The 20,005-nt window shown below is 62.9% G+C and carries 17 protein-coding genes and 1 tRNA gene; 9 read left to right on the top strand and 9 right to left on the bottom strand.

The features are described from left to right. Positions 1-5 precede the first annotated feature (5 nt). Positions 6-1,976, top strand: a complete 1,971-nt coding sequence (locus ABIB44_RS13395) for a T9SS type A sorting domain-containing protein (protein ID WP_354585150.1) — start codon at positions 6-8, stop codon at positions 1,974-1,976. 184 nt (positions 1,977-2,160) lie between these two features. Here the strand turns inward: ABIB44_RS13395 and ABIB44_RS13390 are convergent, their stop codons facing one another. Together ABIB44_RS13390 and ABIB44_RS13385 are read right to left on the bottom strand one after the other, a co-directional pair. Next, positions 2,161-2,682, bottom strand: a complete 522-nt coding sequence (locus tag ABIB44_RS13390) for a fasciclin domain-containing protein (RefSeq protein WP_502916495.1) — start codon at positions 2,680-2,682, stop codon at positions 2,161-2,163. 552 nt (positions 2,683-3,234) lie between these two features. Further along, positions 3,235-3,306 (bottom strand) — tRNA-Arg (locus ABIB44_RS13385). Positions 3,307-3,466: 160 nt separating this feature from the next. On the opposite strand from ABIB44_RS13385, the gene ABIB44_RS13380 reads away from it, so the two are divergent. Beyond that, positions 3,467-3,916, top strand: a complete 450-nt coding sequence (locus tag ABIB44_RS13380) for an Ohr family peroxiredoxin (RefSeq protein ID WP_354585149.1) — start codon at positions 3,467-3,469, stop codon at positions 3,914-3,916. A gap of 90 nt (positions 3,917-4,006) precedes the next feature. Here the strand turns inward: ABIB44_RS13380 and sucC are convergent, their stop codons facing one another. Both sucC and ABIB44_RS13370 read right to left on the bottom strand, forming a co-directional pair. Beyond that, positions 4,007-5,200, bottom strand: coding sequence for an ADP-forming succinate--CoA ligase subunit beta (sucC, locus tag ABIB44_RS13375; protein WP_354585148.1), 1,194 nt, complete (start codon positions 5,198-5,200; stop codon positions 4,007-4,009). Positions 5,201-5,328: 128 nt separating this feature from the next. Next, complete coding sequence (locus ABIB44_RS13370) at positions 5,329-6,495, bottom strand: glycoside hydrolase family 113 (RefSeq protein WP_354585147.1); 1,167 nt, start codon at positions 6,493-6,495, stop codon at positions 5,329-5,331. Between the two features lie 138 nt (positions 6,496-6,633). Here ABIB44_RS13370 and ABIB44_RS13365 point away from each other — a divergent pair, with 138 nt between their 5' ends. The 4 genes from ABIB44_RS13365 to ABIB44_RS13350 all read left to right on the top strand — a co-directional run bounded on the left by ABIB44_RS13365 (position 6,634) and on the right by ABIB44_RS13350 (position 10,315). Next, positions 6,634-7,293, top strand: coding sequence for an ABC transporter ATP-binding protein (locus ABIB44_RS13365; protein WP_354585146.1), 660 nt, complete (start codon positions 6,634-6,636; stop codon positions 7,291-7,293). 445 nt (positions 7,294-7,738) lie between these two features. After that, on the top strand, positions 7,739-8,524 hold the full coding sequence (locus ABIB44_RS13360; protein ID WP_354585145.1) for a hypothetical protein: 786 nt from the start codon (positions 7,739-7,741) through the stop codon (positions 8,522-8,524). Between the two features lie 272 nt (positions 8,525-8,796). Beyond that, positions 8,797-9,351 carry a hypothetical protein gene (locus ABIB44_RS13355; RefSeq protein WP_354585144.1) on the top strand — a complete coding sequence of 185 codons (555 nt, stop codon included), beginning with the start codon at positions 8,797-8,799 and terminating at the stop codon, positions 9,349-9,351. A 178-nt stretch (positions 9,352-9,529) separates the two neighbouring features. Next, positions 9,530-10,315, top strand: coding sequence for an MBL fold metallo-hydrolase (locus ABIB44_RS13350; protein WP_354585143.1), 786 nt, complete (start codon positions 9,530-9,532; stop codon positions 10,313-10,315). 180 nt (positions 10,316-10,495) lie between these two features. On the opposite strand, the gene ABIB44_RS13345 is transcribed toward ABIB44_RS13350, so the two are convergent. Next, a complete protein-coding gene (locus ABIB44_RS13345) occupies positions 10,496-10,888 on the bottom strand; it encodes a VOC family protein (RefSeq protein WP_354585142.1) in 393 nt (130 codons plus the stop codon). 127 nt (positions 10,889-11,015) lie between these two features. Here ABIB44_RS13345 and ABIB44_RS13340 point away from each other — a divergent pair, with 127 nt between their 5' ends. Next, positions 11,016-12,953: a RecQ family ATP-dependent DNA helicase gene (locus ABIB44_RS13340; protein WP_354585141.1), complete on the top strand. Its 1,938-nt coding sequence runs from the start codon at positions 11,016-11,018 to the stop codon at positions 12,951-12,953. 37 nt (positions 12,954-12,990) lie between these two features. Here the strand turns inward: ABIB44_RS13340 and ABIB44_RS13335 are convergent, their stop codons facing one another. The 3 genes from ABIB44_RS13335 to ABIB44_RS13325 all read right to left on the bottom strand — a co-directional run bounded on the left by ABIB44_RS13335 (position 12,991) and on the right by ABIB44_RS13325 (position 15,892). Further along, positions 12,991-14,307 (bottom strand): NAD(P)-binding domain-containing protein, encoded by a 1,317-nt coding sequence (locus ABIB44_RS13335; protein ID WP_354585140.1) that lies wholly within the window; start codon positions 14,305-14,307, stop codon positions 12,991-12,993. Between the two features lie 93 nt (positions 14,308-14,400). Beyond that, on the bottom strand, positions 14,401-14,934 hold the full coding sequence (locus ABIB44_RS13330) for a GAF domain-containing protein (protein ID WP_354585139.1): 534 nt from the start codon (positions 14,932-14,934) through the stop codon (positions 14,401-14,403). An 82-nt stretch (positions 14,935-15,016) separates the two neighbouring features. Further along, a complete protein-coding gene (locus ABIB44_RS13325; protein ID WP_354585138.1) occupies positions 15,017-15,892 on the bottom strand; it encodes an SGNH/GDSL hydrolase family protein in 876 nt (291 codons plus the stop codon). 156 nt (positions 15,893-16,048) lie between these two features. On the opposite strand from ABIB44_RS13325, the gene ABIB44_RS13320 reads away from it, so the two are divergent. Beyond that, positions 16,049-16,939, top strand: coding sequence for an alpha/beta hydrolase (locus ABIB44_RS13320; RefSeq protein ID WP_354585137.1), 891 nt, complete (start codon positions 16,049-16,051; stop codon positions 16,937-16,939). Positions 16,940-17,024: 85 nt separating this feature from the next. On the opposite strand, the gene ABIB44_RS13315 is transcribed toward ABIB44_RS13320, so the two are convergent. After that, a complete protein-coding gene (locus tag ABIB44_RS13315; protein WP_354585136.1) occupies positions 17,025-17,330 on the bottom strand; it encodes a rhodanese-like domain-containing protein in 306 nt (101 codons plus the stop codon). Positions 17,331-17,552: 222 nt separating this feature from the next. On the opposite strand from ABIB44_RS13315, the gene ABIB44_RS13310 reads away from it, so the two are divergent. After that, positions 17,553-19,895 carry an endonuclease gene (locus ABIB44_RS13310; RefSeq protein WP_354585135.1) on the top strand — a complete coding sequence of 781 codons (2,343 nt, stop codon included), beginning with the start codon at positions 17,553-17,555 and terminating at the stop codon, positions 19,893-19,895. Positions 19,896-20,005: the final 110 nt, after the last annotated feature.

The raw sequence follows: 20,005 nt of genomic DNA, 5'->3' as shown, positions 1-20,005 counted from the left end.
GCCTTATGCTGACACCTTTCCGCCTACCCGCCCGCCAGCTTGTGTGCTGCTTGCTAAGCGCTTTGCCGCTGCTCCTGTTGGCTGCTGCCCCGGCGCTGGCACAGGTGGTGCCTTCGGGGCCACTCAGCGCCGACCCGGGCCGGGCCCGCTACGCGTCTTCGCCCGCCATCTTGAAGGCTCAGCTTCGCACGGCGGCCTTCAGCCTGCCTTTTTTTGATGACTTTACTACGCCGCTCGAAGGCGCACCCAACCCGCGCAAGTGGCAGGCCAACGGCGGCGCGCTTGTGAGCAACCGGCTGGCCTTGCTGCCGCTCACGCGCGGTGCGGCTACGCTCGACGGCCTGCGTGCCAATGGCCTCAGCTACAGTGGCCAGATTACGAGCCCTAACGGCATGCTCGACTCGCTCACCTCCCAGCCCATCGACCTGGGTAGCCTGGGCACCGGCGACCAGGTGTACCTCAGCTTTGCCTGGCAGGCGGGCAGCGTGGCGAGCGTGCCCGGCTCGGGCACGCCCAGCAACCCCGTGCGCCTCGAGCTATTCGTGAAAACCAACACTGGGGCCTGGGAAAGCAAGTGGCTCTACAACGCCGTGCGCCAGCGCACCGGCTTCCGCCAGCAGGTAATCGATTTGAACCAGGCCAAGTACCTGCACAGCGATTTCCAGCTAATGTTCGTGGCCAGCGGCAATACGTCCGACAACAGCGACAACTTCAGCGTGGACTACGTGCTACTCGACCGCAGCCGCACCCGGGGCCTGGCAGATACCACCTTTACTGACGTGGCCACCGGCGCGGGCCTGGCCGGCAGCCTGCCCACGGGCGGCCTGCGCAGCCCGCTACGCCGCTTCACGGCCATGCCCGTGTGGCAATACAACGCCGCCAGCCCGCCCACCAGCGAGCTGAACCCGCGCCTGGGCGTGAACGTGAGCAACCTGAGCGGCACCGCCTCGCCCCTGTCTATTGACGTGTTGGGCACTGTGAGCTACCTCACGCCTGGCGCGGCCATTGGCACCTGGCTGCAGGCCTCGACGCTGATAGCGGGCAACTCGCGCCAGTCGCCCATTACCGGGTCGGCGGCCAGCCAGGCGTTGCCCGTATCGGCCACGCCCAAACGCCTGCGCTACACACTGGCCCTGAACTCGCGCGAGACCATTCCGCGCACGTTGGCCAACGACACCATTTTCCGCGACGTGGAGCTGAATAATTACTACGCCTACGACGACGGCTCGGCTGAAAACATCACCAATCTGCTGCCCTACGCCACCGGCCAGCAGTCGGCCTTCGCCTACCGCTTCGATTTGAACCAGCCCGACTACGTGCGCGGCGTGCGCCTGGTGCCGGTTTTCACGGCCTCGGATGCGGGCAGCCGCGTGGTTACCGTCAGCGTGTGGGGTGGCACGAACGGTATCCCCGATGAAACCAAGGTGTTGGGTTCGAAAACGTATACTATTCCGGCGGCTTACCCCGCGGGCTGGCAGTATTTCCAGGTTGATTTTGACCAGCCGGTTCCCGTTTCGGGCTCGTTTTACGTGGGTTTTTCGCAGCCCAGCACTGGCCGCACCCTGCACTACGGGCTCGATTTGAACAGCACTTTTCCGGCCCGCCATTTCTTCCGGCGCGACAACACCGCCCAGTGGGACACGGCCAACTTCCAGCCCTCCGGGGCCGTGCAGCGCGGCGCTCTGATGATGCGCCCCGTGATGACCAACAACGTCATCACGGCCAGCAGCCCGGCCGCCAATGTCTCCGCTTTTGCACTCTATCCTAACCCCGCCCATGGCTCGGTGCGCGTAGCCGGGCCTGCTTTTGCCCGCGCCGCCGTGCTCGATGCCGTCGGCCGCGTCGTATGGCAGCAGCCCGCTACCGAGGCCGGCCAGCCCCTGCTACTGCTCCCCACACTGCCACCGGGGGTGTACCTCGTGCGCCTTACGCTGGCTACTGGCCGCACCGTGGCGCAACGCCTGCTGCTGGAGTAGTTCCGGATAAATCAGGCAGCGGGATGCAGCGCGCAGTGAAGTACCGCTAGCGCGAGTGGAATCGCTTACGACTGCGGTAACGATGCATCTGCACGCTGCCCGTCAAACGTTTTTTAAACGCACAAAGACCCGCCGGATAATCCGGCGGGTCTTTTTCTTACCTGCTTCAAGCTTCGGGGGAAGCTTAGTTAGCGGGCATCAGCACGGTGTCAATCACGTGGGTGATGCCGTTGCTCGACACCACGTTGGCGATGGTAACGGTGCTCATGCCGCCTTTGGCGTCTTTCAGCATCACGCTATTGCCTTTCTTCATCACGGTCAGGGTTTCGCCCTGCACGGTGGTCAGCACCTGGCCATCCTTCAGGTCGGCGGCCATCAGGCGACCGGGCACTACGTGGTAGGTAAGGATTTTGGTGAGCGTGGGCTTCATTTCGGGCGTCACCAGCGAGTTTACGGTGCCGGCAGGCAGCTTATCAAAAGCCGCGTTGGTAGGCGCAAATACGGTGAAGGGACCAGCGCTTTTCAGCGTTTCTACCAGACCAGCAGCTTTCACGGCCGCTACCAGCGTGGTATGCTCGGAACTGCCGACGGCATTGTCAACGATGTCCTTATCGGGGGTCATCATCGCGCCGCCAACCATTACGCCTTTGCTCATGCCGGCCATGCCCTTCATATCGCCTTCGCGGGGCTTGGTTTTGGCTTTCATTTTATCGCCGGCGGCCGACTTGCCTTTCACTTTCATTTTGCCGTCGTCGGCCATTTTGGTCTTGGTCATCATGCCATCGACCTTAGTTTTAGTCTTTTCGTCGTCGGTTTTGGTTTTCATGTCCTGCGCAAACGAAGTGGCCGAGCAGGCTACGGTGAGGGCAAGGGCGGTGAAGATTGTTTTCGTGTTCATGGGGTAAGTATTAAGGTGAATGAGTTTGTATGGTCGGGGTATACGGCCAAAGCGCTGTAATGGATTTTTTGTTTATTCAACCCCTTCACGCGCTGTTCCCGATTCACATTCACTCGTTGCTTTCCGAATTGGTATAGTGGCTGCGTTCCAGCAAAGGCCACTCCGGTACCCATACAGTAGCCTTCCCTGTTTAGCCAGGGCTGAGATTGGCCCGCATCGGGCAGCCACTGGCAATGCCTTATAAAGGGCAGTCCTTCCGTTAATATATAGCACTGGCCACTCCGGCCGGGTCCGATTTTATACAAATGGGGCATTTACCAAACAAAAACCCCCTCCACAAGGTGTAGAGGGGATTTTGAGTGGCCGCGTTAGGAATCGAACCTAAATCAAGAGCTTCGGAAACTCTCATACTATCCGTTGTACGACGCGGCCGGGTCCTGGATTGGACTGCAAAAGTAGCCGCAAAAGCGAAGGGCACCAAATTACAAGGCTACTTTTCTGCCCGCCGCATTAAGCTCGACCATAACCTTCGCCCCAAAAACCCGGTTAAGCCGACCAGTAATCTGCATTCTTTCACCTCCATTCACCCCTGATGAAAAAGAACCTGTACACGGCCGATGCTTCGGCCGTCGGTGGCCGCAGCGGCCACGTGCGCTCCGCCACCGGTATTATCGACCTCGACATGTCGGTGCCCGAGGGCCTGGGCGGCAAAAAGAACGCCACCAATCCCGAAGAGCTTTTTGCCGCCGGCTACGCCTCGTGCTTTCAGCAAGCCTTGCTCGTAATCGCGCAGAAAGGCGGCGACCGGCTCGACCCCGAAACCACCGTGCAGTGCTCCGTCACCCTGTTTCAGGAGGGCGAAGCCTACGGCCTGAGCGCTGTACTCGACGTCGACCTCAAGTCTTTCGACCAGGCCAAAACCCTCGACATGGTGCGCCACGCCCACCAAATTTGTCCCTACTCGGTGGGCACCCGCGGCAACATGGAAGTGGAGCTGCGCGTGAAAGGCGAGGCCGTGCCCGCCCTCGCCGAAAAGAAATAGCTTCTACGCTCCGGCGCTGCAATGATGAAAAAGAAAAGGCCCGCCTGAATCATCAGGCGGGCCTTTTCGGCAATTAATGGTTAGCTACCCTTAAGCAGCCAACACTTCTTTCACACGGGCGGCAGCGTCCTTCAGCAGCACGGCTGAGGACACTTTCAGGCCGCTCTCGTCGATGATGCGGGCACCTTCTTCGGCGTTGGTGCCTTGCAGGCGCACGATGATGGGCACGCGGATGTCGCCGATGGCTTTGTAGGCCTCCACTACCCCGTTGGCCACCCGGTCGCAACGCACAATGCCGCCGAAGATGTTAATCAGGATGGCCTTCACGTTCGGGTCCTTCAGGATGATGCGGAAGCCCGCCTCTACCGTCTGGGCGTTGGCTCCACCCCCTACGTCGAGGAAGTTGGCCGGCTCGCCGCCGCTCAGCTTGATGATGTCCATAGTGGCCATGGCCAGGCCGGCGCCGTTCACCATGCAGCCCACGTTGCCGTCGAGCTTCACGTAGTTCAGGTTGTTCTGGCTGGCTTCCACTTCCAGGGGGTCTTCCTCGTTGAAGTCGCGCAGGGCCACGAAATCCTTGTGGCGGTACAGAGCATTTTCGTCCAGCGTTACCTTGGCGTCCACGGCCAGGATTTTGTTGTCCGACGTTTTCAGCACCGGGTTGATTTCGAACATGCTGGAATCGGTTTCGTCGTAGGCCTTGTACAAAGCGGTTACGAACTTCACCATTTCCTTCTGCGCTTCGCCCTCGAGACCGAGGTTGAAGGCAATTTTGCGGGCCTGGAAGCCCTGCAGGCCCACGGCGGGGTCTACGTGCTCGCGGTGGATTTTCTCGGGGTGCGACTCGGCAACCTCCTCGATGTCCATGCCACCCTCGGTGGTATAGATGATGACGTTTTTGCCCAGCTCACGGTCCAGCAGCACGCTCATGTAGTACTCCTTCGGCTCCGAAGCGCCGGGGTAGTACACGTCCTGCGCCACCAGGATTTTGTGCACCTTACGGCCCTCGGGGCCGGTTTGCTTGGTGATGAGCTGCATGCCAAGGATGTTGCCGGCAATCTCTTTCACCTGCTCCAGGTTTTTAGCGAGTTTCACGCCGCCCCCTTTGCCCCGGCCACCGGCGTGGATTTGCGCCTTCAGCACGTACCAGCTGGTGCCGGTATCGGCGGTGAGCTTTTCGGCGGCGGCTACGGCCTCCTCGGGGGTATCGGCGGTGATGCCTTCCTGCACGCGGACGCCGTATTTTTTCAGGATGTCTTTGCCCTGATATTCGTGAATGTTCATAAAAACGGGTAAGGGGTGGTTTTAGCTACGCTACCTCGCGGTTGGTGGCACGAAAGTACGGCGGCCGGCTTTGATTCAAGCAAACGAATGCCCGCACCACACGCTTTCGCTTGCGGCACAAGCAGGTGCTACTGCCCGTACCAGCGGGCCAGCACGGCTTCGGCGGGCTTGTGCTGGGGCGTGAAATCGGCGTGGCGACGGGCTGGGCCGTCGGCCTCCAGGCTCGGGTACCACTTCCAGATAAACATGCCCTTCAGCCAGGGCAGGCCCCAGCACGCCCGAAACAGGGCTTCGTAGCAACGGGCCTGGGTGGCCTCGTCGGCGGGCGCGACGGCGGCCAGCCGCTCGGGCCACTCCCAGGGACGGGCGGCGGCTTCGGGCGTGGTTTTATAGCCTACTTCGGTGAAAACGACCGGCTTTTTGATTTTCTTCTGCCACCGGGCCAGCTTCTGCAAGTGCGGCTGCCAGCCGCGCAACAGCGAATCGAGCGGCGGGTTGGGCTCGGCACAGAGCGGGAAATAGGCTTGAATGCCCACGTAGTCGAGCGCATCCCAGAAGGTAATCTGCTCGTACTCGCCGCTCCAGTTGGCGGCGTAGGTGAGTGGGCCGTGGTACACGCGCCGAATCTGCCGGATGAGGCTGCGCCAGGCGTTGGCGTGGGCCGGCTCGGTGGCGTGCTGCAACTCCGTGCCGATGCACAGCCCTTCAAAATGCTCGGCTTCGGCCAAAGCCGCGTAATGCAGGATGAACGTGCCATAGCTGGCGAACCACGCGTCCCAGTCGGCGGCGCTGCTCATCTTGATATCGCCGGGCCAGGAGCTGCGGCCGCGCACCCACAAATGGGGCTTGAGCAGCGTTCGGATGCCCCGGGGCCGGGCCAGACGGGCCGTGTAGGCAATGCCGGCATCGCTCTCGCCCCACAAGCCCCAGCGCCCGTTGGGCCGCCCAAAATTGGTGCGAATACTGGGGTCATCGGCCCCGCTTTGCCAGCCGAAAGGCGTCTGGGCCAGCCAGGTAACGTGGTTCCGAAGCAGCGGAGCCAGCGCCTCGGCCGTAATGGAGTCGCCACCCACCCAGCTCACCCCGCGCTGGCGGGTACTGTCGGAAACCACCGCGCCCCGGCCGCGGCTGGCAAAGGCCGCGCCGAAGGGCGAAGGGGCTTCGGCCAGCGCCCGAGCTTCGCGGGCGGTTTCGGCGGGGGCCGGGGCGTGGCGCGGCCGGAACCAGCTAAAGAGCAGCACAGCCGCCAGCGCCCAGGGCCACCAGCGCCGCGCCAGAACGGAAGGCGAAGTCATAGGAAAGGGAAAGCCGGTTACGGACATGGTACAAAGTACGTGCGGGCCGAAGTTGCGTATAAGATACAGACTGCGCACCGCCCGGATTCTGCGTAGCTTTGCCACTACCGCATCACTCACGTCTATCCTTGCCTACCGTTGCTGCAAGCTATCAACATTCATAAGAGCTACAATTCCCTGAACGTGCTCAAGGGCATCGATTTGACGATTGAGAAGTCGGAAATCGTGAGTATTGTCGGTTCCTCAGGGGCGGGCAAAAGCACGCTGCTGCATATTCTGGGTACCCTCGATTCGCCCGATTCGGGGGACATTCTGTTCGATGGCGAGTCGGTGAGCTCGCTGGGGCGCAACGATTTGGCCCGGTTCCGTAACCGGCACATTGGTTTCATCTTCCAGTTTCACAACCTACTGCCCGAGTTCACGGCCCTTGAAAACGTGTGCCTGCCCGCATACTTGGCCGGCCGCACCGAGCGCGAAGTGCGCGTGCGGGCTCGCGAGCTGCTGGCCATGATGAACATGGAACACCGCGCCGAACACAAGCCCAGCGAGATGAGCGGCGGCGAGCAGCAGCGCGTGTCGGTAGCCCGCTCGCTCATCAACTCCCCCGAAATTATTTTCGCCGACGAGCCCAGCGGCAACCTCGACACTAAAAACGCCCAGGAGCTGCACCAGATTTTCTTTCTGCTGCGCAAGGAGCTGGGCCAGACCTTCGTGATTGTGACGCACAACGAGCAGCTGGCCGACATGGCCGACCGCAAGATTGTGATGCGCGACGGACACATCCTGGAAGGCGGGTAAGGGTTCATTTATCGGTTCCCACGACGGTTAAAGCCGCAGCGGTTCGCAGAGGTGTTTCGGCACGATTCTGCGAACCGCTGCGGCTTTAAGTACTCGTGCATAAGTAATCGTAGTCGCTCGAACGTCATGCTTATCTGCCGTCCGCTTATTTTTGCGCGACTACTTAATCGTTGTGGGAACTGCTGCCTGGGACCGCCCGAACGACGACCGGAAGTGCAATGTTTGCCGAGCAACGGACCATTTTTCTGGCGTGCCGGCCACTCGGAGTGGGCCACCGCCACCCATTCCTAACCTAATTAGTGAACATTATTTTTGTTATTGTACATAACTAACTGATATACAATAGTAAAATTTACCAATATTTTTGGCAATTCTGGCACGTTTCTTTCTAGGTGTGGGTTATTAACCCGAACATCAGTTGGACACATTAAAAACAAACATCGCCATGAACGAGGCCCTAAAAACCACCAAAGAAGTTACCAAGAAGGCTAAAGTCGAGAGTTTCGACATCGCGCGTTCCGACGAGACGCTGGACCTGGCGAAGGACCTTGCCAAGTTCATCAAAGACAACAAGCTTAGCACGACGGTGCAGGGCAAAGAGTTTGTGAACGTGGAGGGCTGGCAGTACGCCGGCTCGCGCCTGGGCATCGTGCCCATCGTGGAGCACGTCATCAACGTGGGTAGCCCCGACGAGCTGAAGTACCAGGCCAAGGTGACGCTGTTCGACATTCGCCACGGCGTGACGGTGGGCGCGGGCTTCGCCGTGTGCTCGAATAAGGAGAGCGGCAAGAAATTCTACCAGGAGTTTGCCATCATGAGCATGGCCCAGACCCGCGCCGTGGGCAAGGCCTACCGCAATATCCTGGCCTGGATTATCCGCGCTGCCGGCTACGAGCCCACTCCCGCCGAGGAAATGGACTACGATACCAACAAGTCTGCTGCTACGCCAGCGGTGCTGGCTGCTCCGGCCCAAACCATACCCGCCATGCAGGTGGTGCCCGCCGAGGCTCCGGCCGTAGCCGCCGAAACTGCCGCCCCCGTGCACTACGCCACGGCTTCGCAGAAGGAGGAAATCATCCGCCTGTTGAACCACCCGGTGATTACCCGCCCCGAGAAAACCAAGATGCTGCTCAACATCAACCGCCTCGATGAGGAGCGTGCGCTGCAGTCCATCGCCAAGCTGCGCAAAGCCATCGACGACCGCGAGAACGGTGAAAAAGCGGCCGCTTAATTCTTATACTTTCTTATTTCCATATTTATCACGCTTCTCTCTACCAGCCCGGTGCCGCAAGGTGCCGGGCTTTTTTTATGGGTTATCGAGCAAAGCTTTCTACCATCGGTTGCATGGCTTTGGCCTTGAAAAAGTGGTAGCTTGTACCTCTTTTGCTGCTTGCTGTGGCCCAACTTCCTGCGTTCTTGGCTTCGTCTTGCTGAACGAAGCTCCCTATATCCTTCCTAATGAAACGTTTTTTCGCGGCAACCTGTCGCTGGGCATTTTTTGGAATGAGCTTCGGCGGTCTGGCTGTGCCAATCCAGGCCCAAACGCTGTCAAACCTCAATCTGGCGCAGGCCCCGCACCGCTTCACCTACACGGCGGTGGTGCCGGTAGCGGGCGCGAGCCAGGCCGACCTGGTGCTACGCGCCCGTGCCTGGGCCCGGCAGGTAACGCCGGCTAGCCTAGTCCCCGTGAGCACGAGTGAATCCGATACCGAGGTGCTGCAAACGACGGGCCTCTGCCCTTTTGCCTACGAACAGGAAAACCTGTCGGGCAAGACCTTCATGGCCACGCTGCGCTACAATGCGACGCTTTCGCTGCGCGCGGGCCGCTACAAGTACGAGGTGACGGGATTTGTCTTTCAATTCCCGGGTGCGGGCTGGGCTCCCACCCAGGAAGTGCCCGTCGAATCCTTCTTCAATGGCAACGCCAAGCCCCTCAATGCCGCCGGATTTCGCTATAACATGACCATGCGCACGTGCTACAAAGAGATTGCCGACGAGGTGCTGGCCCGCCTGCAGGCAAGCATGCGCCAGCCCATCGGCAAGGCCGGAACTGAATAAAATCTGGTGCGCGCCAGGCCGTGGAAGACGCTTGTTGCGCGGCGCAATTGGCTTCGCCGGCGTGCCTGAACTTGTGCCCGGCGGCTGGGTTATGGTCAGGCTGTTCGGCGACGGCCTTTGCGGAGCCGTACTACGGCAACAAGTTGCTTAGAACCGTTTATTAACCGGCAAAACTCTAATGAAATCCACCCTTCTTCTCACGGCTGCCCTGGCCGTTTTCACCATGCAGGCGCGGGCCCAAACGGCCACCGCTACCACGTTGCGCGCCGCCGCCGACCAGATTGCGACCAAAAAAGGGCCGCTCACGGTGCAGCCCATCACGCACGGCAGCGTAGTATTTACCTGGAATGGCAAAACTATTTACGTGGACCCCTACGGTGGGGCCGAAGCCTACGCCGGCCTGGCCGCGCCCGATGTTATCCTCATCACCGACATTCACGGTGACCACCTGGACCCCAAAACGCTGGCCGGCCTGGCCGTGGGCAAGGCCCTGATGGTGGTGCCCAAAGCGGTGGCCGAGAAGCTGCCGGCCGAGTACAAGACGCAGGTCCGGATTCTGAACAACGGCCAGAAACTCGATACGCTGGGCCTGTCAGTTTCGGCCATTCCGATGTATAACCTGCCCGAAGCGGCCGACGCGCCGCATACCAAAGGCCGGGGCAACGGCTACGTGCTGAACCTGGGCGGCAAAACCGTGTACCTGTCCGGCGACACCGAAGACATTGCCGAAATGCGCGCCCTCAAGGGCATCGACGTAGCCTTTGTGTGCATGAACCTGCCCTACACCATGGATGTGAACCAGGCCGCGCAGGGCGTGCTGGCCTTCAAGCCCGGCATTGTGTACCCCTATCACTACCGCGGCCAGAACGGCTTGAGCGACGTGGCCAGCTTCAAGAAGCAGGTGAACGCGGGCAACAAGAAAATTGACGTGCGGCTGCGCAACTGGTACCCGGCGGCCAAGTAAGCGACCGCCACCACGCAAAAGCGTCCTGTTGAGCCAATGGCTTAGCAGGACGCTTTTGTGTAATAAGGCCCGGCTTACGCATGAGGCCAGTGCCACGCCGACGCCCGCCTAATTGGTTTAGCGGCCACGCAGCCGAATACGGGGCGTGCCCCTATACCATTGATGGAAAGGCCCTTCGGCTTAAACCATGTAAAACTCCCAGGCGATGCGGTCGGGGTCCTTAAACGCCACATACTTCTTCGGAGCCACGGTATCCACTTTGATGCCCGTGTTCTCTACCCCGGCCGCCTGCAGGGCCTCGGCGACCCGGTTCAGCTCGGCTTCGTCTTCGCAGGCAATGGCGATGTGGTCGAGGCCCACGTTGAAGGGCGTGAAAGTGCCGCCCCCGGAGTGGGTGGGCTGCGCCTGCTTGAAGCCAATGAAGGTGGAACCGATCAAAAAGCCCAGGATATCGGGCGTATCGAGCGCGATGGGTAGGCCCAGCAAGTCGTGATAAAACGCCTTGGCGCGGGCAAAGTCGGTGGTACGCAGGGCGACGTGCGCCAGGCCCTTGGTTTTTGGTTGAATGGACATGGAAGAGGAAAAAGTAAGCGTTGGCTCACTTGAACGGTAAATCGGGCACGTTGGCTGGCCGGCCCACCAAGCAACCGGCCGATGTTGCCGAATACCGGATAGCAACCGTCGGCCGTAACTTCGCCCCATGTCCTCCGCTCCTACCGAAACCTCGCCCCTGACCCTGCTGAAGGAACATTGGGGGCACGCGGCTTTCCGGCCGGGGCAGGAAGACATCATCAAGTCGGTGCTGAACGGGCACGACACCCTGGCGCTGCTGCCCACCGGCGGTGGCAAGAGCATTTGCTTTCAGGTGCCAGCCCTGGCGCGGCCGGGCATCTGCATTGTGGTGTCGCCGCTCATTGCCCTGATGAAGGACCAAGTGGACAACCTGCGCAAGCGCGGGCTGAAAGCTGAAGCTATTTATGCGGGTATGAGCCACCAGGAAATCGACCACGCGCTGGACAACTGCGTGTACGGCCGCAGCGTGAAATTCCTGTACGTGAGCCCCGAGCGGCTGCTCACGGAGCTGTTTCAGGTGCGGGTGGCGAAGATGAACGTAGGGCTGCTGGCCGTGGACGAGGCGCACTGCCTCTCGCAGTGGGGCTACGATTTCCGGCCGCCCTACCTGCGCATTGCCGAGCTGCGCGAGAAGCTGCCGCCGGGCACGCCCGTTATTGCCCTCACAGCCACGGCCACGGCCCAGGTGCAGGCCGACATTGTAGAAAAGCTGAAGTTTGGGCCGGGCGCGGGCGTGTTCCGGCAGAGCTTTGCGCGGCCGAAGCTGTCGTATTCGGTGCTGCAGACGGAGGATAAATTGCGCCGGCTGCTGGAAGTGGTGCGCGGCGTGGGGCCCAACAAAACGGGCATCGTGTACGCCCGCACCCGGCGGCAGACGGAGGACACGGCGGCCTTTTTGCAGCAGCATCGGTTTGCGGCGGCGGCCTACCACGCGGGCCTGCCGTCGGACAAGCGCACCCAGGTGCAGCAGGATTGGATTGCCGACAAAGTGCGCCTGATTGTGGCCACCAACGCCTTCGGCATGGGCATCGACAAGCCCGACGTGCGCCTCGTGGCCCACCTCGACGCGCCCGACAATCTGGAAGCCTACTACCAGGAGGCCGGCCGCGCCGGGCGCGACGGCCAGTACGCCTTCGCCGTACTGCTGGCCGGGCCGGCCGATGCCGACGAGCTGCGCCGCCGCACCAGCCAGTCGTTTCCGCCCCTGGACACGGTGAAGCGCGTGTACCAGGCGCTGGCCAACTACTCGCGCACGGCAGTGGGCGGCGGCGAGCTGGCCGCGTTCGAGTTCGACCTGCAGCAGTTTGCCGAAACCTACCGCATCCGGGCCGTGGACGCGCACAACTCGCTCAAAATTTTGCAGCGCGAAGGCTTCGTGCAGCTGAACGAGGCCGTGAACCAGCCGGCCCGGGTGCACCTCATCATGAGCCACCAGGACTTGTACGCCTTTCAGGTGGCCAATGCCCAGCACGACCAGCTCATCAAAGCCCTGCTACGGCTGCACGGCGGCGAGCTGTTCGTTGACTTTCAGACGATATCAGAGAACTCGCTGGCTACGCACCTGCGCCGCAGCGTAGTGGAGGTGCGCCAGCAACTGCGCTACCTGCACACGGCTGGCATTCTGCACTACCAGCCCAAGCAGGAGGCCCCGCAGGCCCTGTTCACCACGCCACGCTTCGACGCGCCTAAGCTGCCGCTCGACCAGGTGAAGATGACGGCCGCCCGCGACCTGGCCCGCGCCAAAACCCACGCCGTGGGCCAGTACCTGAGCGGCACCCGCTGCCGCCAGGTGCTATTGCTAACGTACTTCGACGAGGCCGACCCAACCCCCTGCGGGGTATGCGACAACTGCCTGGCCGAGAAAAAGGCCGCCCAGGCCGCCGTGCAAGCCATTTCGCTGCGCGAGCCGCTGCTGCAGCAGGTGCGCCAGACGATGCCCACGCCGCGCGAGCTGCTAGCAGCCTTTCCGCCGGCGCAGGCCGCCGCCGTCACGGCCGCCGTGCGCGAGCTGGTAGACCGCGGCGAACTGGCCTACGCGGCCGATGGGCGGCTGGTGGTGGCGTAAGTCTGCCGCTTGGAAAACACCGCTCGTAGCGCACCCACTACGCCCGCATTTCCCGCTCAATCAATTCCTTATAGGGGTAAAAATCGACCTGCAAGGTGTGGCGGGGCGAAGGACCGTAGCGGCGCGCCAGGGCCGCTTTATCGGCGGCAATGCTTTGGTGCATGGCCGCGCGGGCGGGCAGGCGGCAACGGCCGGCCAGCAGGGCGGCCAGCCACTTGCCCTGCACTTCGGCCAGGGGCATGATGGCCCCCAGGGGCTGAATGAAGGCCAGGAAGTAGAGCCCGGGATGCTCGGGGTGCACCACGCGGCGGTATAGCTCCAGGTTGTTCTGCGCCTCGACATCGAGGAAATCCTTGGCGAAAAACGGGAACGACACCTTGTAGCCGGTGGCATAGAGGAGCAGGTCGGCGGGCAGGGTGCTGCCGTCTTCGAACAGGATTTTGTCGCCCTGCAGCTCGCGGATATTGGGCTTGAAGTGAATGAGGCCGCGCCCGGCCAGGTTCAGCAAATCCTGCGAGAGCGTGGGGTGCTCCATGAGCAGGGGGCGGCGCGGGCGGGGTACACCGTAGTTTTCCTGGTTGCCATGGGCCAGGCGCAGGGCCACGTTCAGCACGAAGCGCTGCACGGGCAGGGGCAGCTTGCTGGTGAGCGGCGAGGCCAGCGAATCGAAGGGAATGCCCCAGAGCCAGTTGGGCATGATGTAGGCCCCGCTGCGGGTGCTGATGGTGACCGAGCCGCCGTACTGCCGGGCCGCCTCGCAGGCAATATCAACGGCCGAGTTGCCGATGCCCACAATCACGACGTTGCGGCCGGCTACTTGGTCGGGGGTGCGGTAGTGGTGGGCGTGCAGGGTTTCGCCGGTGAAGTGGCCGGGGAAGGGCGGCTCGGGGTAGCGCGGGCTCCAATGGTGGCCGTTGGCCACAATAACGGCGCGGTAGTCTTGGGCCTGCTCGGGACCGTCGCGGTGGCGGGTGGCCACGCGCCAGCTGCCGTCGGGGTTGGGGCGCACGTCGGTTGCCTCGGTTTGGTAGGTGATGCTGTCGGCCACGCCGAAATGGCAGGCGTAATCTTCGAAGTAGCGGATGATGTGCGAGTGGTGCGGAAACATGGGCGTAGTCTCGGGCATGGGGAAGTCCGAGTAGCTCATGATGTGCCGGTTGGTATTGATGTGCAGCGAGCGGTAGGCCGACGACAGCCCGTTGTCGTTGCCGTAGCGCCAGTTACCGCCCAGCGCCGAGCCCTTCTCGAAGCAGTCGAAGGGCAGGCCGGCTTCCTTCAGGGCCTTGGCCGCCGTCAGGCCCGAGGAGCCCGCGCCGATGAGGCAGATTTTATCCGTGGGCATTTTTTGGGGCATGAGGGTATAGTGTATGAGTGTGGGAAGTCGTCATGCTTCGCTGCGCTCTGCATGACGACTTTTCGCCCCGTTCTTCTGCCTTAGGCCTCTCTCCTACTCCACCTCGCGGCCCTGCATGTAGGCCTGCACCACGGGCAGCAGCAGGCCCACGGCCGCATCGAGGTAGGCGCGCTCGGCGGCCGTCCAATGGTGCGGGTGGCCGAACACGCAGGGCTGCAGAATGCCCCAGAGCTGCCCGCCTTCGGTGATGTGGGCGTGCACCAGCGCCCGGTGGCCGAAGGTTTTGCGCTCGAACTCCTGGTTGAGCACCTCGGGCCCGGCCTCGCTTACGTCCTCCACAAACACGGAGGGGCGGCAAGCCAGCGCGGCCCGGAACAGCGGGTCCTCCTTGGGCAGGTCGCCGGTGTCGTCCTGCCAGTCGTGGCGAGGGTCGGGCACGGCCTCGTCGAGACGCCACACGAGGGCAATGCGGCCGCGGGCCCGGGTGGGGTTGCGCACGTAGAGGAAGCAGCGGTCGGCGCGCAGGTGGGGGCCCACCAGGTCGAGGGCGGCCTGCAGGCGGGCTTCGGGGGTAGCATCGGTGGCGAGGGCGGCGCGCAGCTCGGCGAGGGGTTCCGTTGGGTTCATGGGCGGGCGGGATGTGAGCGAGGAAAAAGCGGATACGGGGAAGCTGGGGGCGGCCGCTTTTGTTGCGGCCGCGGCGTTGGCACTACGCGCTGCGGGCCGGGGCGGCCAATTCCTGCTCGACCCATTCCGCCACCAAATCGGCCACGATGGCGGCGGCGGCGCTGTTCAGGTGCAGGTTGTCGGTGAGGAAGCGGTGGCCGTGGGCGGCGGCAATGCGGTCCCAGCTCTGACCCAGCCCGTAGTGCCGCAGCACGGCCGTGCGAATGAGGCGGGTGGTCTGGCCGAAGTGCACGCGGGGCTGGCCGGGTTGGGCGCGCAGCTCAGCCACGAGGCGTTCGCGCAGGGGCAGGTAGGCAGCGCCCTCGGCGGCGGCCACTTCCCGGATAATGGCGCTGTAGGCCTCAGCCCGGTGGTTGGCTTCGTGGGCCAGGTTTTCGCCCATGGGCGGCAGCGAGAGCAGGGCCACGCGGGCGGTTGTTTCGCGGCGCAGGCGGTGCAGCAGGGCCGTGAGGTGGCGGTGGAAGGTGGCGGCCGAGGGCGGCTCGGGGACGCGCAGCTTGCGGCGGCGGCGGTACTGGGCCAGGTCGGCGGGGCTGAGGGTGGCGTTCACGTCGTTGGAACCGACGAGGATGGCCACGAAATCGGGCCGGGCCGCCACCACGTCGTCGAAGCGGGCGAGCAGGGTTTCGGCCAGGTCGGCGTTGATACCGGCGTTGAACACCTCGACGCCGTGCGGGGCCAGGCGGGCGGCCAAGGCCGGCACGTAGGGCGCGCTCAGGTTGCCGTGGGTGAGCGAGTCGCCGGCGCACACCAGCCGGACGGTGCCGGGCGCAGCCGGCGGCAGTGGGGGCCAAGGGTAACGGGCATCGGGCCGCAGCAGGCGGCGCTCGGCCCAGCCATTGGCCAGCACCAGCAGGCCGCCAAGCGCGGCCAGCCCCAGCAGCAAGGATAAAATCATTGGCGAAATAAAAAAGTACCCTTCTGGCACCACGAGCCGGCAAAGCCTTGCCGCCGCAAGTAAGGGCCTACGCTCCGCCCCCACCCGGTGGCCAGCAACAAATACCCACGAAAACAGCCTTAGCTTCGCGGGTCTACACGTTAGGGTTTATTCCGTATGTCGTTTTTTTCCTGGCTGGCCCTGCTGCCGTTGCTGCTGCCCCTCACGGCCGACGACCCCGCTTCGCCGTCCCGAATCGAGCACCTTCCTGATTTTCCCTCCCGGTTCGTGAAGGCCCGTAACGTCGACGTGTGGCTGCCGGCAGGCTACCCGCAGCCCGGCACGCGCTACGCCGTGGTGTACATGCAGGACGGCCAGAACCTCTTCAACCCTAAAAACTCCTACGGCGGCGTGGCTTGGGAAGTCGACAGCACGCTGGCGGCCCTCGGGCCGGCGGTGCGCCCGTGCATCGTGGTGGGTATCTGGAACACCGACCGGCGCTTCACCGAATATGCCCCGGCCAAGCCCTACGCGGCCCTGAATGCGGCTACCAAGGCAAAAATCGGCCAGGAGCGGCCCGGCCTGCCTCTGTCGGACGCCTACCTGAAATTTATCGTGAGGGAGCTGAAGCCGTACGTAGACCAGCACTTTCGGACCTCGCCCCGGCGGGCCGATACCTTCGTGGCCGGCTCCAGCATGGGCGGGCTGATTTCGCTGTACGCGGCGCTGGAATACCCCAAAACGTTTGGTGGAGCAGCCTGCTTCTCCACGCATTGGCCCCTGAGCCTGAAGGAAAACACCGCCGATTTCACCACGGCGATGGTGCGCTACCTGGGCCAACGCCTAAGCCGGACTTCCGTGCTGCGGCCCCGGCTGTATTTTGACTACGGCTCGGCCACGCTCGATGCCCGCTACCGGCCGCACCAGCTGCGCGTGGACAGCCTGCTGCGCGCCCAACGCTACGACACCACGTCCTGGATAACCTGCAGCTTTCCCGGCGCGGCCCACAACGAAGCCGCCTGGAAAAAGCGCGTGGGGCCGGCGCTGGAGTTTCTGCTGGGCCGTTGAGGCATTGAGGTTGAGGCGTTGAGGAAAGACGGACAAAAAAGCACGTCATGCTTATCTGGCGTCCGGCTATATCAGCCCAAAGTGGCTAGTTGCCGCTGGCCGAATACTCGGTGAACCCGCCCAGCAGATTGCGCACGTTGCTGAAGCCCTGCTGGGTGAGAAAAGCCTTGGCCTGCGACGAACGGGAGCCACTTTTGCAGTGCACGATGACTTCCTCATCTTTCCAGTCGTCGAGGTCGTCGAGCTTGTCGGGGAGCGAGCTGAGGGGGATATTCTGGGCGGTGGGGATGCGGCCTTCCTCGTGCTCCCAGGGCTCGCGCACGTCGATGAGGTGAGGGGTTTCGCCAGCTTGCAGGCGCTGGCGCAGTTCGGAAGTGGTGATATCGGCCATTCGGGTGGGTGGTGAGGCTTGGGGTGAAAACGGGAAGGTTGGCGGGCACGAAAGTAATGCCGTAATCTTCTTGGCTTCGTAACTACTGCCCCATCAGCAGCGTGCAGCGGCTATTGTATCTTTGTAGCTTCGGCAGCGCGGCAATTTCATGCCCGACGGCCGCGCAGTCTTCTCAACGCATTCTCCATTTAACGTTCCCAAGTCCCTCTGTTCCCCTACTCTATGAAGCACGTTTTCTCGAAGCTGCTGCTGGTGCTGGCCTTGTTGCCGGCCGCGCTGCGCGCCCAGGTTTTTCCGGCCGTGCCGGCCGCTCCGCCCACCAACCTGCAAGGCCAGGCCCTGCGCGACTGGCTGCGCACCAATTGGTACGACGGCAAGCGCACGGTGCTTACGTACGCAGCGGCTCGGGCCAAAATGTACAACTACGCCGACAACTACAATAATTCGGTCACCTGCGTGTACTCGGGCTACAACACCCCCGACCCGTTCGACTTCAACAGCTCGAGCACGACTTCGGCGGCCAACATCAACTGCGAGCACAGCATTCCGCAGTCTTGGTTTAGCTCGGCCGCCCGCATGGTGTCCGACATGCACCACCTCTACCCCACCTACATTCAGTGGAACTCGAACCGGGGCAACAACCCCTTCATCGATATTCCCGACGCCACCACCACCATCTGGATGCGCAACACCACCAGCCAGGGCAGCATTCCGGCGGCTAATATCGACGAATACAGCGAGGCCACTTCCTCGCAGTTTGAGCCCCGCGAAGACCACAAGGGCAACGTGGCCCGCACGGCGTTCTACTTCTATACCATGCACGACACCCAGCCCGAGCTGATTGCGCAGGGCAAGCAGAACATTACCTCGCTGGCTCCGCTGGCCACCCTCTACGCCTGGCACCTGGCCGACCCGGTCGATGCCCACGAAATTGAGCGCAACCGCCGCGTGGCCGCCAGCCAGGGCAACTACAATCCCTACATCGAGCACCCCGAGCTGGTAGCTCAGGCCTACGGCCTGATGCCGGCCGGCCCCACGTTCAGCTTCGCCACGGCCACCGGCAGCATCGCCGAAGGCAACAGCGGCACCAGCACCTACACCTTCACCGTGAACCTGGCCCCGGCCGCCACCACCGCCAGTACCGTGCAGGTGAGCCTGAACGCGGCCAGCTCGACGGCCACCAACGGCACCGACTTCACCTTTGCTTCGCCCACCACGGTCACCTTTCCGGCCGGCAGCACCTCGCAAACCGTGACCCTGACCGTAAGCGGCGACACCCAGCCCGAAGCCGACGAAACCGTGCTGCTGGACCTTGCCAACCCGAGCACCGGCAACAGCGTGGGCACGCCCACCGCCCACACCCTCACCATCACCAACGACGACGGCCCCGCGCCCACCGTGGCCTTCGCCACCGCCGCCGGCTCGCAGGCCGAAGGCAACACTGGCACCAGCACCTACACCGTGAACGTGACGCTGACCGGCACGCTGCCCACCGGCACCTTCACCGTGCCTGTGAGCGTGGATGCCGCTGGCAGCACCGCCACCACCGGCACCGACTACACGCTCAATACCACCAGCCTCACCTTCAGCGCCACGGCCACCACGCAGCCGGTTGTCATCACGGTGGTGGGCGACGTGCTTTATGAGCCCAGCGAAACCGTGCGCCTGCTGCTGGGCATGCCATCCAACAACACTGTTCTCGTGGGTACGCCCAGTGCCCACGTTTTCACCATCATCAACGACGATGCGGCCCCGGCCGGCGCGCCCTGCACCAAGCTCTACTTCTCGCAATATGCTGAGTCGAGCACGGGCAATACCAAGGTGCTCGAAATCTATAATCCTACTTCGGGGCCCGTTTCGCTCAATGGCAAGCGCGTGGTGCTGTATGCCAATGGTGCTTCGGCCACTCCCACCTTCTCGCAGCCCCTGACCGGCACCATTGCCGCCGGCGACGTGTACGTGATTGCCAATACCGGCGTAACCGACCCCGGCGTGAAAGCCCAGACCGACCTGGAAAGCAGCGTGGCCTTCTTCAACGGCGACGATGCCGTGGCCTTGTTTGATGGTACCGATACGCTCGACGTGATTGGCGTAATCGGCCAGCGCCCCACCGAATGGACGGTGGCCGGCGGCGGCTCCACCCTGAACAACACCATTGTGCGCCTGCCCAATACCACCCAGGGTGGCCGCTGGAACGGTCCCTACGGCGCGGCCACCTGGACCGGCAACGGCGTCGATAACTTCGTCGGCGTGGGCAGCTACACCAGCGCGGGCTGCTTCGTGGCATTGGGCAACCGCACCACCTCGGTGCTGCGCAACGCCCTTGAAATATACCCCAACCCGGCATCCGAAACCGTGCAGGTGCGCCTGCCCGGGCTGGCCACCGCCCGCACTGCCACCGTGCAGGTGCTCGATATACTGGGCCGCCCCGTACGCCAGCGCACTGCCTCACTCGGCGGTCCCGAAACCGTGGCCGTGGACCTGCGCGGCCTGCCCGCCGGCATTTACGCCGTGCGCGTGCAGACCGCCGAGGCCGAGTACACCGGCCGCGTAGTGGTACGATAGTATCGCCCGCCCACTAGGTGATGACGAAAAATCCCCCGACCAGCTGGCCGGGGGATTTTTCGCGTTGGCCCTTTCGGTCGGTAAGCCAACAAATACCCGACCTTCAGGCG

Source organism: Hymenobacter sp. UYCo722 (genome assembly GCF_040547115.1).
Taxonomy (GTDB): Bacteria; Bacteroidota; Bacteroidia; order Cytophagales; family Hymenobacteraceae; genus Hymenobacter.
Note: the sequence above shows the minus strand (reverse complement) of the source record. Positions and strands in the feature narration are given on the sequence as shown.